Source organism: Geomonas sp., from assembly GCF_035254065.1.
GTDB lineage: Bacteria > Desulfobacterota > Desulfuromonadia > Geobacterales > Geobacteraceae > Geomonas.
Genome location: NZ_DATFBA010000223.1, coordinates 1 through 14614 on the forward strand (window position 1 = coordinate 1; position 14614 = coordinate 14614).

A 14614-nucleotide genomic window follows, 5' to 3' on the forward strand; every position below is an offset into this window, starting at 1 on the left:
GAGGCGGGCGTTTTCCTCGTCGTCGACCACCAGTATCCGTTTGGGCTGCTTTGTCAAAATGCTTGCTCCGACATTATTATTAAAAAAGACACACAGATTCTAGCATTAGAATGGCGACTGTCAAGGGGGAACCCGCTCCCAAGCGGCATTCGCGCCGTTTTTCTTGCCGGATCAGCTCCCCTTCAGCTCCACGTGGGCGGGCCTGCCCGTCTCGCCCAGCGCTTTGAGCGGGCGGCCGTTGAACTCACCGTCCACCGCGCCGCCGTCGCCGACATCGACCACGAACGACTTGCTCCCCTTCCACTCGATGATATCGCCGGCGCGAAGGTCGTAGCGCTGGGAGATACTCCCGTCGATGGTGATACTGAGCCAGCTGTCCTTGGTGAAGCGGAGTCTGAGCACCACGCCACCCGGTTTGTTCTGCGCGGCGGGAACGGCGGGAGTAGTGGCCTTGGCCGGGGCGGCTGCCTGCGGGGGTGCGGTGGCCGGGGCAGGTGGCGTTGCCTGAGCGGGAGCAGTGGCAGGGGCCGAGGCAGTCGCCGGGGCGGGGGCGCTTGCCGGGGCAGGAGCCGGGGCGGCGGCGGTGGCCGAGCTATGCTGCGGCTGCACGGCGACGGCCGGAGCCGGAGCGGGCTGCGCGGCGGGAGGCGGCGGCACCGGCTGCGCCTGGCGGGCCGGCTTCTGGTCGCTTTCCGGGGAAAAGAAGATGGCTGCCACGACCACCAGGGCCAGCAGCACCACCGGAATCACCCATCTGCTGGGACTGCCGGTTTTGGAAGGGGCTACCCTCCCTGCGCCGACTCGTTGCGTGCTTGGCGCCACCTGCGGGGCCTTGGGAAGCGAGTTCTGGTAGCGGGCCACCACCTCGTCGCCGGAGAGCGACAGGAACTCGGCATACAGGCGCAGGAAACCCTTGATGTAGGCGGCGCTGGGGAGTTTCTCGAACTCGCCCGCCTCGATCGCCTGCAGGTAGTTCTTGCCGATCTTGGTAACCCGGCTGGCCTCGTCCAGTTCGAGCCCGCGCGCCTGGCGAACCCCCTTCAGGTACTGGCCAACCGGCACATTCGCCATGTCATTTTCTGGCTCAGCCACGTCGCCTCACTTCAGCAGGTCCAGGTATTCCCTGGAGAGCTGCCCCATCTCCGAGTCGGGAGCGATGCGCACCACTTCCTTGAAGGCGTCCCGGGCCGCCCGGTTCTGCTTCTGCTTCATAAGCGCCAGCCCCAGGTTGTAATGGGCGGCGGCGTAGGAGTTGTTGAGCGCCAGCGCCTTTTGGTACTGCTCGATCGCCAGTTCGGTCTTGTCCATCGCGAAGTAGACGCGACCGAGGTTCAGCCTGCCGCGGGGATCGTTGGGGTTCTTCGCTACCGCCCCTCTCAGCACCCTGAGCGCCTCCGGGTATTCCCCCTTGCCCAGGTAGCCAAGCCCCAGATTGATGGCGGCGCTGTCCTGGCTCGTGTAGAAAATGTCGTTCTGCACGATCTTGAACTGGGCGATGGCGTCGTCCCAGCGCTTCATCTCCAGGTAGGTGACCCCCAGGTTGTTGCGGGCCTCGGAGTAGTCCGGCTTCAGGTCGATCGCCTTCAGGTATTTCCCCTCGGCGAGATCATAGCGACCCTTGCGGAAATAGGTGAGCCCCAGGTCGTTCAAGAGGACCGGGTCCTTTGGGGTCAGTTTCTCCGCCTCCGAGAACTCCTGCAGCGCGCTGGTGAAGTTGTTCTCGGCGTAGAAGGACTGCCCCATCTGGTAGTGGTAGAGGGCGCGGTTCTTCTGGGCCTTGCTGAGGGCGCATCCGGAAGAGATAACAAGCGGAACAGCCAAGATGAGAAGCAGCCTTCGAACCATACACCTCACCTGCAACATCGCGAAATGACTACGCGGAAAAATTAACAGATCAACACTGTCTTGTCAATGAGGGGACGGCGTCGGCATCAGGGTTCGCCGACCCCTTCGAAGTGGGTCATCTGCTTGAAGCTGCGGTAGCGCGCCTCGATCTCGGGATAGGTCAGGGACTTGAGACGGTCCAGGCTGAAGGCCTCCACGTTGAAGGAGGCCATCACCGAGCCGAAGATCACCGCCTGGCGAATCCCCTCCTCGCTCAGGTTGCCGGTGTTGGCCAGATACCCCATGAAGCCCCCGGCGAAGGTGTCGCCGGCGCCGGTCGGATCGAATACCTCCTCCAGCGGGAAGGCCGGGGCCGCGAAGGTGGAATGGCCGTTGAACATCAGCACGCCGTACTCACCCCGCTTGACGATGAGGTTTTTCACCCCCATGCCGATGATCTTTCTGGCCGCGCGGATCAGGTTGACCTCGCCGGAGAGCTGGCGGGCCTCACCCTCGTTGATGATGAAGAAGTCGACCCGGCGGATGACCTCCTTGAGCGCCTCCGGTTTGGAGGAGATCCAGAAGTTCATGGTGTCGCAGGCGATCACCTTCGGGTTCCTCACCTGGTTGAGGACCTCCATCTGCAGCTCGGGATCGATGTTGGCGAGGATGAGGTATTCGGTATCCGCGTAGGACTCCGGGATCACCGGCCGGAAAGTCTCGAAGACGTTCAGGTGCGTCTCCAGCGTCTGGGCCTCGTTGAGGTCGTAGCCGTAGCACCCTTTCCAGTGGAAGGTCTCGCCGGGGACCCTGGAGAGGCCGGTGAGGTCGATGTTGCGGGAGGAGAGGAAACGGGTGTGCTCCTCGGGAAAGTCCTCCCCCACCACCGCAACCAGGTTCACATCGGTGAAGAAGCTGGCAGAGGTGGAAAAGTAGGTGGCGGAGCCGCCCAGGACGCGCTCGCGCTTGCCGAAGGGAGTCTCCACTGAATCAAGTGCGACCGAACCGACGACCAGAATGCTCATTGAAACCTCCCGAAAAAACCAGATTGTACAGGAACCAGATCCTAAAAGAAAGCTAATTCCAACAGAGACAGCAGCGATACGTCCCCTCCCCTTCAAGGGGAGGGCCAGGGTGAGGATGGCTTTCTTACAGGTACTTGCCGATGATCAGTTCCAGATTCTCCCGGGTTTCCACCGGGATCACCGAGGTGTCGCTGATGATGGCGTACTTGAGAGCCTCGGAACAGGCGCATCCCTTCTCCTGGGAGAGCTTGGCGACGGCGCCACGGATGATCTTCTTGGCCATGGCCACGTTGGACTTGATGATGGCGATGATGGCGTCCACCGAGACGTCGTCGTGGGACTCGTGCCAGCAGTCGTAATCGGTGGAGAGCGCGATGACCCCGTAGCAAAGTTCCGCCTCGCGGGCGAGCTTCGCCTCGGTCAGGTTGGTCATGCCGATGATGGAAGCGCCGAAGGAGCGGTAGAGATGGGACTCGGCGCGGGTGGAGAAGGCAGGCCCCTCCATGCAGACGTAGCTCCCGCCGCGGTGGACGGTGGCGCCCGCCTCCTGGGCTGCTTCGAAGAGAGTGGCCGAGAGATCGGCACAGACGGGATCGGCGAACTGGACGTGGCCCACCACGCCGTTGCCGAAGAAGGAGTCCTTGCGGAAGCCGCGGGTGCGGTCGATGAACTGGTCCGGCACCACGATGTGACCCGGGGCGATCTCCTCGCGGAGGCTCCCCACGGCGGAAACCGAGATGACCCTGCTGGCCCCCAGTTTCTTCATGCCGTAGATGTTGGCCCGGTAATTGACCTCGCTGGGGGTGAAGCGGTGCCCCTTGCCGTGACGGGGGAGGAAGATCATGCGCACGCCGTCCAGGGTGCCGGTCACGTACTCGTCGCTCGGGCGGCCGAAGGGGGTGTCCACCATGATCTGCTGGACATCGGTCATCCCTTCCATCTCGTACAGCCCGCTCCCTCCGATAACTCCGATTATCTCATTGGTCATCTGCCCCTCCTAAAGGCGGTGAAAGGTGAAGGGTGAAAGGTGAATAGGTCACCCTGACCTCCCGCTAACTGAAAATTGCTGCTAGATTATCACCTTTCACCATTCACTCTTCACCGTCTGTTTTCCCCGCCTGCTGGTCCAGTCTCCCCTTCAGCTGCCCGCAGGCGGCGGAGATGTCGCCTCCACGGCTGGAGCGGGTGATCACCGTCACGTTCTTGTCCAACAGGTACTTGTGGAAACGGTCGATGGTCTCTTGGGGCGGGCTTTTGAACTCGCACCCCTCGTGCTCGTTGAAGGGGATCAGGTTGACCTTGGAGGGGATGTTGCTGATCAGCCGCACCAGCCTCTTGGCGTCCTCCAGGGTGTCGTTCAGGTCCCTGATCATCACGTACTCGATGGTGATCCAGCGCCGGGAAGGGAGCGGGAACGCCTTGCAGGCCGCCAAAAGATCCTTCAGCGGGTAGGCCCGGTTCACCGGCATGATCTTTTCACGGACCTCGTCGGTGGTGGCGTTCAGGGAGACCGCCAGGTTCACGGTGGCGCCGCGACCCAGTTCGGCCATCTCCGGCACCAGACCCGAGGTGGAAACGGTCACCTTGCGGGTGGAGAACTGGAAGCCGTCGGGATCGGTCAGGATCTTCACGGCCGGGATGACGGCGGAGAGGTTGGCGAGCGGCTCCCCCATCCCCATGAAGACGATGTTGCTCACCGGCTGTTCCCGCTTCACCGCGCAGACCTGGTTGACGATCTCGGCGGTGGTCAGGTTGCGCGACAGCCCGAAGGTGCCGGTCAGGCAGAAGGCGCACCCCATGGCGCAGCCGACCTGGCTGGAGATGCAGAGCGTGTTTCGCCCCTCGTCCGGGATCAGCACGCTTTCCACGGCGCTGCCGTCGGCGAGACGGAACAGGTACTTCCTGGTGCCGTCCTCGGAGGCCTCCACCGCTTCCGGATCGAAGTTGCTGATGAGGGCGATCTCCTCCAGTTGTGAGCGGAACTCCTTGGAGACGTTGGTCATCTCGGCAAAGCTCCGCGCATCCATCTGGTAGAGCCACTTGAAGATCTGCTTGGCGCGGAAGCGCTCCTTGCCAAGTCCTGCGATGAAATTCTCGAGCCCTTCCAGGGTGAGATTCTTTACGTCGGTTTTTTCCATACCTGTACAAAAAAAGCCCTTCTCGCGAAGGGCTCTTGTTTACCTCACTTGTCCGGCACTAGACCAGTTCGAGCTGGCTGAAGAAGTAGGGGATTTCGAAGGCTGCGGTCTCCGGGGCGTCGGAGCCGTGCACGGTGTTCTCCTCGATGCTGACGCCGAGGCTTTTACGGATGGTGCCTTCCTCGGCGTTGGCCGGGTTGGTGGCGCCCATCAGCTTGCGCCAGTCGGCGATGGCGTTCTCTTTCTCGAGGCACAGCACGATGACCGGGCCGCGGGACATGAAGGTGCAGAGGTCGCCGAAGAACGGACGCTCTTTGTGCACGTAGTAGAAGCCTTCTGCCTGGCACTTGGAGAGACGGATCTTCTTCATCCCTACGATTTTGAAGCCGCCTTCCTCTATCATTGCCAGCACCTTGCCGGACACGTTTCTTTCCACTGCATCAGGCTTGATAATTGCGAACGTTCTTTCCATGACTTCCTCCCTCATTGTATTGGTCGACCTCTTCAAATAGCATTGCCGCTCGCCAGTTGTCAAGGTAAATGGGTAGCGCAGACACTAAAAAAGCCCACAGATCGCTCTGTGGGCTTTTTGAAACAGGGCGCACCCTGCTTCGAATTACTTCTTCTCAGCCGGAGCGGCCGGAGCTGCAGGAGCAGCCGGAGCAGCCTTAGCGGAAGACATCGGAGCCTGGGCCGGAGCAGCCGGAGCAGCCGGAGCAGCCTGCTCAGCGGCGGGAGCCGGAGCTTCTTCTTTCTTCTTGCAGCCAGCAGCGAAGACCAGAGCCAGGGACAGGCAGAGAGCTAAAGAGATCAGTTTTTTCATTGACGTTATCACCCCTTTTTTTGGATTTACCATTACTGCGCAAAGCGCATGGTTTTTTGTGTCGCAACAAATGGCGAATATACTAGCATTCCTGCAAATGTCAACAGTTTTTAAAGCAAGGTAACCAATATTTTCCTTAGAACACTCTTCTACTAATTTTGGGGACGGGACGAGGAAGCTACGCGACCGGCAAACTGTTGAACCTGCGAAACTTTCCTCGCCGCGCAGCACTCCGCTCCATTCCCGCTCAGCACAGCCTTTCGGACCCTGGAAAGTGGCCGAAGGGAAGCCTGCGGTAAAAAAAGGAGCAGCCGGTAACACGGTTAGCTCCTGTTAATTCTTGTAAAACGGCCGGGAATATATTACTTTAGGCCAATCAATCACTACTGACCATTCACCTTCCCAGGAGGAGCCGTGGATCCGCTCAGCACCGAAGATAGACAAACCCTTCTCGACCTGGCCCGAGAGGCCATCGTGGTTGCCGTACGCACGGGAAAGGTACCCGTGCGCGAGATCAACACCCCTGCCCTTTTGGAGCCGCGGGGATGTTTCGTGACCATCAAGTGCGACGGCGCGGTTAGAGGGTGCATCGGCAACCTCAACTCGGACCGGCCGCTGTACCAGGTGGTGCAGCAGATGGCAGCGTCGGCGGCCATCCGCGACCCCCGCTTCTACCCGATGAAGGAGGAGGACCTCGCCAACTTCGCCCTCGAGATCTCGCTCCTGTCGCCGCTCACCAGGATCTCCTCCCCCGAGGAGGTGGAGGTGGGCACCCACGGCCTCTACCTGGAGAAGAACTTCGCCCGGGGCGTTCTGCTCCCCCAGGTGGCCATCGAACAGGGGTGGAGCACGGAGACCTTCCTGAACCAGACAGCGCTCAAGGCAGGCCTCAAGCGTGACGACTGGAAGGAAGGGGCCGATATCTACGTCTTCACCGCCGACGTTTTCGGGGAAGCGCCCTGAAGGTGAAATCCCAGCCCGCAACCAGTTCAGGTAGTACGTGTAGCTCAGACCTGTACGTGTAGCCCAGGACGGCACGCGCAGAGGGTGACGGTGACAGCTAGCCGTTCGTGCTGAGCTTGTCGAAGCATCCTTACCCCATCCTCTTCAGGCTCCCCCATTCGACGGTTCAGGACAGTCTATGAGAAGCCAGTTCGAAAGTGCTGCAGCGTGCAGCTGTTTGTTTTCTGCGAATTCACACGAAAAAGGGGGCGCCCAAAGGCGCCCCCTTCTTTGTCCCTATGATGGGGCTTTTTACATCTTCCTGCCACCTTCGGCAGCCCACTTCTCGAGCATGTCGGTGGTGACGGACTTCGGACGCTCGATGGCGTAGCCGAGGCCGCGGTCCCAAGTGATGTTTGCCATGCAGCCCAGAGCGCGGCCAACGCCGAACAGGACGGTGTAGAAGTCCCACTCTTTGAGGCCGTAGTACCACTGGATGACGCCGGACTGTGCGTCGACGTTCGGCCAGGGGTTCTTGGTCTTGCCGTGCTCGGTGAGGACGCCCGGGGCGGTCTCGAAGATCATGGCGACCAGCTTGAACAGCGGATCGTCTTTCAGGCCCGGGGTCTTCAGGCAGAACTCGCGCTGTGCGGTGTAGCGCGGGTCGGTCTTACGGAGAACGGCGTGGCCGTAGCCCGGAACGACCTGGCCGGCGTTGAGGGTATCCCAGAGAGCCTTGGTGACGTTCTCTTTGGTCGGCTCGGCGCCGTTGAGCTTCTTCTGGAAGTCCATGATCCAGCCGAGAACTTCCTGGTTGGCCAGGCCGTGCAGCGGGCCGGCGAGGCCGTTCAGGCCTGCGGAGTATGCGTAGTACGGGTCGGAGAGAGCCGAGTGCACCAGGTGGGTGGTGTGGGCGGACACGTTGCCGGACTCGTGGTCGGAGTGGAGGATGAAGTACATCCTGGCCACGTCCTTGTACTGCTCGCTCTGGCCGATCATCTGGGCGAAGTTGGCGCCCATGTCGAGGGTCGGGTCGATGGCGATCTGCTTGTCGCCGCGGTATTTCAGGTTGTAGATGAAGGCGGCCAGTACCGGGATACGGGCGACGATGTCAGAAGCATCTTCGTACACGTACTCCCAGGCGTCCATCTTGTTGAACTTGCCGGAGTTGTAGAAGCCGGCGAACTTGGAGTCTTTCTGCATGGCGATGATGCCCACGGAAAGCATGACCATCGGGTGGCTGTCTTTCGGGAGGGCGCGCACTGCCTGGTAGACGTACTCGGGAACAACCTGACGGGTCTTGAACTCGGCCTCGACGGCGGCGACCTGCTCGTTGGTCGGGACTTCGCCGGTCAGCAGGAAGTACCAGAAGGACTCGACGGTCGGGTACTCGGAACCTTTGGCCTTGGGCAGTGCCTCGAAGGTCTCGGGAATGGTTTTACCCCTGAAGCGGATCCCTTCCTGCGGATCAAGGTAGGAGATGTCGGTCACCAGGCTCCTGATGTCCCTGGCGCCGCCGATGCACTGACCGATGTCCACCTTGTCGATGATCACGGAGCCGAACTCCTTGGTCAGGCGGGTGATACGGGGACGGTGAGCTTGGATCTTTTCGAACAGCTTGTCTTTTAATTGCGTCATGTGTCAGATCTCCTTTGCTGTTGGGGTTGAGTACACAGTGATGGATTAAAAAAGATATGCGACCCTGTTCGACACCTGTGCCGGTCGGACCCGAAACTGGCCGGTTCGTTAGGAAGTATACTGTATACACAGAGTTTTCAAATGTATACCATTGCCTTGGTCTGATTTCAATACAAAAAAATCGCGTTTTACTATTTTGCATTACATTTTCTTCGGGATCAGAGGCAGACCAGCTCCTCGCTGGAGAAGGTGAGCCGCTTAAGTCCGCTCTCGGTAAGGTAAAATGTGTTTTCGATCCCCACCGCCCCCTCCCCCGGGAAAACGACCTTCGGCTCGAAGGCGAACACCATCCCCGGCTCCAGGGTCTCCTCTCGGAACCCCTTGGCGATGAAGGGATGCTCATCTATCTCAATGCCGACGCCGTGACCGATGAAGGGGACCTGGGAGCCGGGTCCTCCCATGAAGTGGTCACCGTAGCCCAGCTTGACGGCGAGTTGCCGGCATTCGTCGTAGATCCGTCCCCAGCTCGGCCGCTCTTCAGCGAGCTCCATCATGAGCCCCTGCACCTTGAGCATGTCCTCGTACCCTTTTCTAAGCCGGTCGGAGAGCTTCCCGATCGAGAAGACCCTGGTCTGGTCGACCAGGTAACCGTCGAAGCAGCTCCCCATGTCCACCACGATCGGCTCGTTTGTCCCTATCCGGTTGTAGCTCGCCCCGTGCCCGAAGGCGGGGGTGAGCCCCATCCCGCCAAGCGGGGTGTTGGTGCAGGCGGGGGCGGCGGCATCCGCGCCGGCAAGGACCTGCCCCATGCTCAGTTCGCCGTTGAAGGCGCGCATCCTGGTGTACCCCTGGTGGCCCTGCAGGCGTGAGAAGCGCTCCAGTTCGGCGGCCAGTTCCAGCTCGCTCATCCCCTCCCTGATCACCTCGGCCGCCCGCCGGTACACCTTGTCCGCCATGTTGCCGGCGTCTTGCAGGATGTGGATCTCGTAGTGGGTCTTGACCGCCCTGACCCGGCGGATGGCAGGTGATGCGTCGAAGAACTGGGCGTTGGGATAGAGTGCTTGGAAGCGCTGGTAGATGGCGACCGGCAGGACGTCGAGCTCCAGGCCGATCCTCTTGGGCTCGGGGTGTCCGTGCGCGGCCACCTGGGCGGGGAGTTCCTTGGGCGAAGAAAAAGGGATTACCGTGGCCAGCCCGCTTTCCATGCGAGCCCGCAGGTAATCCCTTCTGACGAGGTAGATGGGGTCCCCGGAGAGGGGGACGTAGAGGTTACCGGTCTGCACCGTGCCGGTGAAGTAGAAGAGATCGGCGTTTTGTACCATGATCACCGCGTCCAGAGAGTCCTTGGCCATCTCTGCCTGCAGCTTCCGGAAGCGGTATTCGAGCTCGTTTTTGGGCGTGAGCCGCATGCATCCCTCCTGTTACCGTCCTCATGAGTTTTTTGCAGGACGGGAACAGGAAAGATAGCCTACTCTCACCCCCGCGTCAACTGGCGGCAGCCGTGGAGAGGGCGGCCTCCCCCGCCACCTGCTTGGCCGGCTCGCCCCCCGGTTCCTCCAGCTGGAGCTCCCGGATGGCCATCTCGCGCAGCTTGAACTTCTGAATCTTGCCGCTGGCGGTCATGGGATAGGAGTCGACGAAGCGGACGTACTTGGGGATCTTGTAGTTGGCGATCTTGCCCCGGCAGAACGCCTTCACCTCTTCCTCGGTCATGGTGACCCCGCCCTTCAGGACAATGGCGGCCATCACCTGCTCGCCGTACTTGCGGTCGGGGACGCCGTAGACCTGCACGTCGGAGATCTTGGCGTGCGTGTAGAGGAACTCCTCTATCTCGCGGGGGTAGATGTTCTCGCCGCCGCGGATGATCATGTTCTTGATGCGGCCGGTGATCTTGCAGTAGCCGTTCTCGTCCATCACCGCCAGGTCGCCGGTGTGCAGCCAGCCGTCGGCGTCGATCGCCTTGGCGGTCTCCTCGGGCATCTTGTAGTACCCCTTCATGACCAGGTAGCCGCGGGTGCAAAGCTCCCCCTGCTTGCCGGGCGGCAGCTCGGCGCCGGTCTCGATGTCCACGATCTTCAGCTCCACGTTGGGGAGCACCCGGCCGACGGTGGAGACCTTCAGCTCCAGGGGGTCCTCGGTGCGGGTCTGGGTGATGACCGGCGAGGATTCGGTCTGGCCGTAGGCGATGGTGATCTCGCTCGCGTGCATGTCGCGGATGACGCGGCGCATCACCTCGATCGGGCAGTTGGAGCCGGCCATGATGCCGGTTCTAAGCGAGGTGAGGTCGAACTCGGCGAAGCGCGGGTGCTCAAGTTCCGCGATGAACATGGTGGGTACCCCGTGCACAGCGGTGCAGCGCTCCTTCTCGATCGCCTCCAGCACCTTGAGGGGGTCGAAGATCTCCACCGGCACCATGGTGGTACCGTGGGTGACGCAGGCCATGACGCCCAGCACGCAGCCGAAGCAGTGGAAGAAGGGGACCGGGATGCAGAGGCGGTCCTTCTCGGTGAACTTCATGCACTCGCCGATGTTGAAGCCGTTGTTGACCACGTTGTGGTGGGTGAGCATGACCCCCTTGGGGAAGCCGGTGGTCCCCGAGGTGTACTGCATGTTGATCACGTCGTGCACCGAAAGCCCCTGCTCCACCGCGGCCAGCTCGGCGTCGGACACCCCTTCCCCCAGTTCCACGATGCGCTGGAAGTTCATCATGCCGGCGGGCTCGCCCTCGCCGAGGAAGACCACGTTCTTGAGGAAGGGGAGCTTGGCGCTCGCCAGTTCACCGGGCTTGCTTGCGGCAAGTTCCGGCACCACCTCGGCCACCGTCTGCAGGTAGCTGGTGTCCTTGAACTTCTCCACCAGGAAGAGCGTGCTGGAGTCGGACTGGTTGAGGATGTACTCGAGCTCGGCCGATTTGTAGCTGGTGTTGACGGTGACCAGCACGGCGCCGATCTTGGCGGTGGCGAACTGCAGGACGACCCACTCGGGGACGTTGTAGGCCCAGATCGAGAGATGGTCCCCCTTCTTGACCCCCAACCGCAACAGCCCCTTGGCCACCAGGCGGCAGCGCTCGTTGAACTCGCGGTAGCTGTAGCGCAGTCCGCGGTCGACGTAGACAAGCGCCTCGTTGTCGGGAAATTTCTCGGCAATGTGGTCCAGCAGTCCCCCGACGGTAAGCTCAATCTGTTGCGACATGGTCCCCCTCCTCGTTTGATTTACTCAAACATCTGTCTGCCATAGACAACCCATTGAAATAAAAGGTTTTATCCATTAACACGGGTGCATGCGCTCTGTCAAGGTTTATGAGGTACCGAACGTATGATTGGGGCGGCCAAACGGACCCCACTGCCTTAGGCCGGCCTGGGCACCACGCGCACCAGGGTGAAGAAGCTGGCTCATTACTGGGCGTTGCGCCTACCGAACCGTTGCTTCCCAGCTACTTACTCCTTGTAAAGGGAACCCCTATACTATATATCTGGCAGCGGGACTGGAAGTGATTCCCTCCACAGGCTCTTCGCCTCTCGCCCAACCCGTTGGATTGATTATCACGGGTCGGTGGGACATTGGCAGCTGCCTGTTTTTTAGGCATTTTGTTAATCAGAGCGACAGGAAAGAAGTTTTGGTAAACATTCACAGGTTATCCACAGGGCTTTCCACAACCCCTGTGGAGCCGGCACCCACTGCTATTTACATCGCTATTACAGCAAGTTGGCGTATCGTCATCCGCGAATATTGAGGAAACCGATCGATGCAAACGGTACTGGTCATTGAAGATGAAAAGGATCTGGGGGAGTTGATCGTCTTCCACCTCGAGAAGGAGGGCTTTCACCCGCTGCTCGCCTGCGACGGCACCTCAGGTCTCCACGAGGCGCGGCGCAGCAAGCCCGACCTGATCCTGCTTGACCTGATGCTTCCGGGCATCATGGGTACCGAGGTCTGCAGACTGCTGAAGGGGTCGGAGGAAACCGCATCGATACCGGTCATCATGCTGACCGCCAAGGGGGAAGAGATCGACCGGGTGGTAGGGTTCGAGGTGGGGGCCGACGACTACGTGGTGAAGCCCTTCTCGAGCCGGGAACTGATGCTGCGCGTGCGCGCCGTACTGCGCCGAAGCGGCGAGCAGGCGCCCAAGGCTTCGATTCTGACCATGGGGGAGTTGGTGATCGATACCGAGCGCCACATGGTGACCGTTTCTGGCGAGGAGGTACTTTTGACCTCGACCGAATACAAGCTCCTGATGAACCTGGCCCAGCGGGCCGGGCGGGTGCAGAGCCGGGAAACCCTCTTGCAGAGCGTATGGGGCTACAACTACTTCGGCGATACCCGCACGGTCGACACCCATATCACCAGGCTGCGCACCAAGCTCGGTGAGGCGGGGGAGATGATCAAGACCATCCGGGGTTTCGGCTACAAGATGGAGCAGCCATGAAGGGAAGCTTTCGCTGGAAGCTGATGGCCTCCTACCTGGTCCTGGTGCTGGGGCTCGGCATCGGGCTGTACTGCTACCTCCTGAGCAGCCTGGAGAGATCCATGATAGCCGGCACCCGCGACCACCTGCAGGACGAGGTGCGGGTTGCCTCGCTGATGGCCTCCAAGGAGATCGCCGACCTCAGGCGCGACGCCCCGGCCCTCACCGCGTCCCTGGCCAAGGCCATCAGCGCCCGGGTCACGGTGATCGCCCCGGGTGGCGAGGTGGTGGCGGACTCGGAGGTCAGCGCCGAGGAACTTCCCAAGCTGGAAAACCACTGGCGCCGCCCGGAGGTGCAGCAGGCCCTCAAGAACGGCTTCGGCTCCTCCCTCCGCTACTCAGCCACCCTCCGGATGGAGATGATGTACGTGGCGGCCCCCTTCACCGGTGGTGGCATGATCCGGCTGGCGCTCCCCCTCTCCGAGCTGGAACGGGCACGGACCCGCCTGCAGAAAAGCCTGGCCGCCGGGCTCGTGGTGGCGGTGGTGGTCTCGCTCATCCTTTCCTACATCCTCTCCAACGTCAACTCCCGCCAGCTCAGGCTTTTGGCTGCCCGCGCCTCCCGCATCGGGCGCGGCGAATTCGGCAACCGCATCCCGGTCACCGGCTCGGACGAACTCGGCAGGCTCGCCCAGGTCATCAACGACATGACCGACCGCATCGAACAGCAACTCGAACGGAGCTCGTCGGAAAAAAACCGTCTGGACGCGATTCTGACCGGGATGGGGGAAGGGGTGATGGTGACCGACGCCAACGGCGTGATCACCCTGGTGAACCCGGCGTTTTGCGCCATGCTGGGGACCGGCCACGAGGTGATGGGGAAGCAGCTCCTGGAGATCACCCGCCACCCCGATCTGTACGCGGCCTGCCGCGAGGTGCTCAAGGAGCGTAGCGAGCGCCACCAGGAGATCTCGCTGGCCGAGAAGCAGGCGATCCTGGTGCACTGGGTGCCGCTGGTGGAAGGGGACTCCCTGCGCGGAGCGGTGGCGGTCTTCCACGACATCAGCGACCTGAAGAGGATGGAGAGGATCCGCCGCGACTTCGTCGCCAACGTCTCCCACGAGCTCCGCACACCGGTCACCGTTATCAAGGGGTACGCGGAGACGCTCCTCTCCGGCGCGGTCGATGAGGACCCGGAGCGCCGGGAGCGGTTCCTGACCATCATCCACAACCATTCGGACCGCCTCTCCAGCCTGGTCCGTGACCTTTTGGCCCTGTCCGAGCTGGAATCGGGCGACGTCGCCCTCGATCCGCAGAAGGTGCTTTTGGAAGCGGCCGTCAAGCACGCCCTGATGCTGGTGGAGCAACGGAGCGAGGAGAAGGGGATCAGCATGGAGTACCACCCCGTCGTGGCAGCCTTTGCCGTGCGCGCCGACCGCAGGAGGCTCGACCAGGTACTCATCAACCTCCTGGACAACGCGGTGAAGTACAGCAGCCCGGGAGCCAAGGTGACCGTGTCGGCGGCCGAGGAGGGGCAGATGGTCAGGATCTCGGTCAGCGACAGCGGTATCGGCATCCCGCAGAAGGACCTCCCACGCCTCTTCGAGCGCTTCTACCGGGTGGACGAGGCCCGCAGCCGCGAGCGGGGCGGCACCGGCCTCGGCCTCTCCATCGTGAAACACATCGTGCAGGCCCACGGCGGCAGCATCTCGGTCGAGAGCACCGTCGGAGTCGGCTCCGTCTTTTCCTTCACCCTCCCCAAGGCTTAGATCCTGGATCATGGGGACTGGCTCCGCAGGTGCCAGCCCCCCTGCTCTTT

13 protein-coding genes are annotated in these 14614 nt (G+C 61.6%); 3 read left to right on the plus strand and 10 right to left on the minus strand.

Annotation, left to right across the window (positions count from 1 at the left end; genetic code table 11):
* Nucleotides 1-171: 171 nt before the first annotated feature.
* From VJ604_RS10450 to VJ604_RS10480, 7 genes are all read right to left on the minus strand, one after another.
* Nucleotides 172-1071 (minus strand): helix-turn-helix domain-containing protein, encoded by a 900-nt coding sequence (locus VJ604_RS10450; protein ID WP_324082284.1) that lies wholly within the window; start codon nucleotides 1069-1071, stop codon nucleotides 172-174.
* A 27-nt stretch (nucleotides 1072-1098) separates the two neighbouring features.
* Complete coding sequence (locus VJ604_RS10455; RefSeq protein WP_324082286.1) at nucleotides 1099-1845, minus strand: tetratricopeptide repeat protein; 747 nt, start codon at nucleotides 1843-1845, stop codon at nucleotides 1099-1101.
* An 86-nt stretch (nucleotides 1846-1931) separates the two neighbouring features.
* A complete protein-coding gene (locus tag VJ604_RS10460) occupies nucleotides 1932-2849 on the minus strand; it encodes a PfkB family carbohydrate kinase (RefSeq protein WP_324082287.1) in 918 nt (305 codons plus the stop codon).
* A 124-nt stretch (nucleotides 2850-2973) separates the two neighbouring features.
* Nucleotides 2974-3837, minus strand: coding sequence for an S-methyl-5'-thioadenosine phosphorylase (gene mtnP, locus VJ604_RS10465; RefSeq protein ID WP_324082289.1), 864 nt, complete (start codon nucleotides 3835-3837; stop codon nucleotides 2974-2976).
* Between the two features lie 103 nt (nucleotides 3838-3940).
* The gene (gene rlmN, locus VJ604_RS10470) at nucleotides 3941-4987 is read right to left on the minus strand and encodes a dual-specificity RNA methyltransferase RlmN (protein WP_324082292.1); all 1047 of its coding nucleotides are present in this window, start codon (nucleotides 4985-4987) and stop codon (nucleotides 3941-3943) included.
* 58 nt (nucleotides 4988-5045) lie between these two features.
* Nucleotides 5046-5459 (minus strand): nucleoside-diphosphate kinase, encoded by a 414-nt coding sequence (gene ndk, locus VJ604_RS10475; protein WP_324082294.1) that lies wholly within the window; start codon nucleotides 5457-5459, stop codon nucleotides 5046-5048.
* A gap of 144 nt (nucleotides 5460-5603) precedes the next feature.
* Nucleotides 5604-5810 carry a hypothetical protein gene (locus VJ604_RS10480; protein ID WP_324082296.1) on the minus strand — a complete coding sequence of 69 codons (207 nt, stop codon included), beginning with the start codon at nucleotides 5808-5810 and terminating at the stop codon, nucleotides 5604-5606.
* 414 nt (nucleotides 5811-6224) lie between these two features.
* Here VJ604_RS10480 and amrA point away from each other — a divergent pair, with 414 nt between their 5' ends.
* Nucleotides 6225-6773 carry an AmmeMemoRadiSam system protein A gene (amrA, locus tag VJ604_RS10485; RefSeq protein ID WP_324082298.1) on the plus strand — a complete coding sequence of 183 codons (549 nt, stop codon included), beginning with the start codon at nucleotides 6225-6227 and terminating at the stop codon, nucleotides 6771-6773.
* A gap of 291 nt (nucleotides 6774-7064) precedes the next feature.
* Here the strand turns inward: amrA and VJ604_RS10490 are convergent, their stop codons facing one another.
* The 3 genes from VJ604_RS10490 to VJ604_RS10500 form a co-directional block, all read right to left on the minus strand.
* On the minus strand, nucleotides 7065-8390 hold the full coding sequence (locus VJ604_RS10490; RefSeq protein WP_324082299.1) for a citrate (Si)-synthase: 1326 nt from the start codon (nucleotides 8388-8390) through the stop codon (nucleotides 7065-7067).
* A gap of 218 nt (nucleotides 8391-8608) precedes the next feature.
* On the minus strand, nucleotides 8609-9799 hold the full coding sequence (locus VJ604_RS10495; protein WP_324082300.1) for a M24 family metallopeptidase: 1191 nt from the start codon (nucleotides 9797-9799) through the stop codon (nucleotides 8609-8611).
* 76 nt (nucleotides 9800-9875) lie between these two features.
* Nucleotides 9876-11582: an AMP-binding protein gene (locus tag VJ604_RS10500; RefSeq protein WP_324082301.1), complete on the minus strand. Its 1707-nt coding sequence runs from the start codon at nucleotides 11580-11582 to the stop codon at nucleotides 9876-9878.
* Nucleotides 11583-12135: 553 nt separating this feature from the next.
* Here VJ604_RS10500 and VJ604_RS10505 point away from each other — a divergent pair.
* Nucleotides 12136-12816, plus strand: a complete 681-nt coding sequence (locus tag VJ604_RS10505; protein WP_324082302.1) for a winged helix-turn-helix domain-containing protein — start codon at nucleotides 12136-12138, stop codon at nucleotides 12814-12816.
* Nucleotides 12813-14564 carry a two-component system histidine kinase PnpS gene (pnpS, locus tag VJ604_RS10510; RefSeq protein ID WP_324082303.1) on the plus strand — a complete coding sequence of 584 codons (1752 nt, stop codon included), beginning with the start codon at nucleotides 12813-12815 and terminating at the stop codon, nucleotides 14562-14564. Before VJ604_RS10505 ends, pnpS begins: the two co-directional genes overlap by 4 nt.
* Nucleotides 14565-14614 lie beyond the last annotated feature (50 nt).

Coding starts and splice junctions, on each gene's coding strand:
- VJ604_RS10450 (WP_324082284.1), bottom strand. CDS start 1,071: ATGGCGAATGTGCCGGTTGGCCAGTACCTGAAGGGGGTTCGCCAGGCG.
- VJ604_RS10455 (WP_324082286.1), bottom strand. CDS start 1,845: ATGGTTCGAAGGCTGCTTCTCATCTTGGCTGTTCCGCTTGTTATCTCT.
- VJ604_RS10460 (WP_324082287.1), bottom strand. CDS start 2,849: ATGAGCATTCTGGTCGTCGGTTCGGTCGCACTTGATTCAGTGGAGACT.
- mtnP (WP_324082289.1), bottom strand. CDS start 3,837: ATGACCAATGAGATAATCGGAGTTATCGGAGGGAGCGGGCTGTACGAG.
- rlmN (WP_324082292.1), bottom strand. CDS start 4,987: ATGGAAAAAACCGACGTAAAGAATCTCACCCTGGAAGGGCTCGAGAAT.
- ndk (WP_324082294.1), bottom strand. CDS start 5,459: ATGGAAAGAACGTTCGCAATTATCAAGCCTGATGCAGTGGAAAGAAAC.
- VJ604_RS10480 (WP_324082296.1), bottom strand. CDS start 5,810: ATGAAAAAACTGATCTCTTTAGCTCTCTGCCTGTCCCTGGCTCTGGTC.
- VJ604_RS10490 (WP_324082299.1), bottom strand. CDS start 8,390: ATGACGCAATTAAAAGACAAGCTGTTCGAAAAGATCCAAGCTCACCGT.
- VJ604_RS10495 (WP_324082300.1), bottom strand. CDS start 9,799: ATGCGGCTCACGCCCAAAAACGAGCTCGAATACCGCTTCCGGAAGCTG.
- VJ604_RS10500 (WP_324082301.1), bottom strand. CDS start 11,582: ATGTCGCAACAGATTGAGCTTACCGTCGGGGGACTGCTGGACCACATT.
- VJ604_RS10505 (WP_324082302.1), top strand. CDS start 12,136: ATGCAAACGGTACTGGTCATTGAAGATGAAAAGGATCTGGGGGAGTTG.
- pnpS (WP_324082303.1), top strand. CDS start 12,813: ATGAAGGGAAGCTTTCGCTGGAAGCTGATGGCCTCCTACCTGGTCCTG.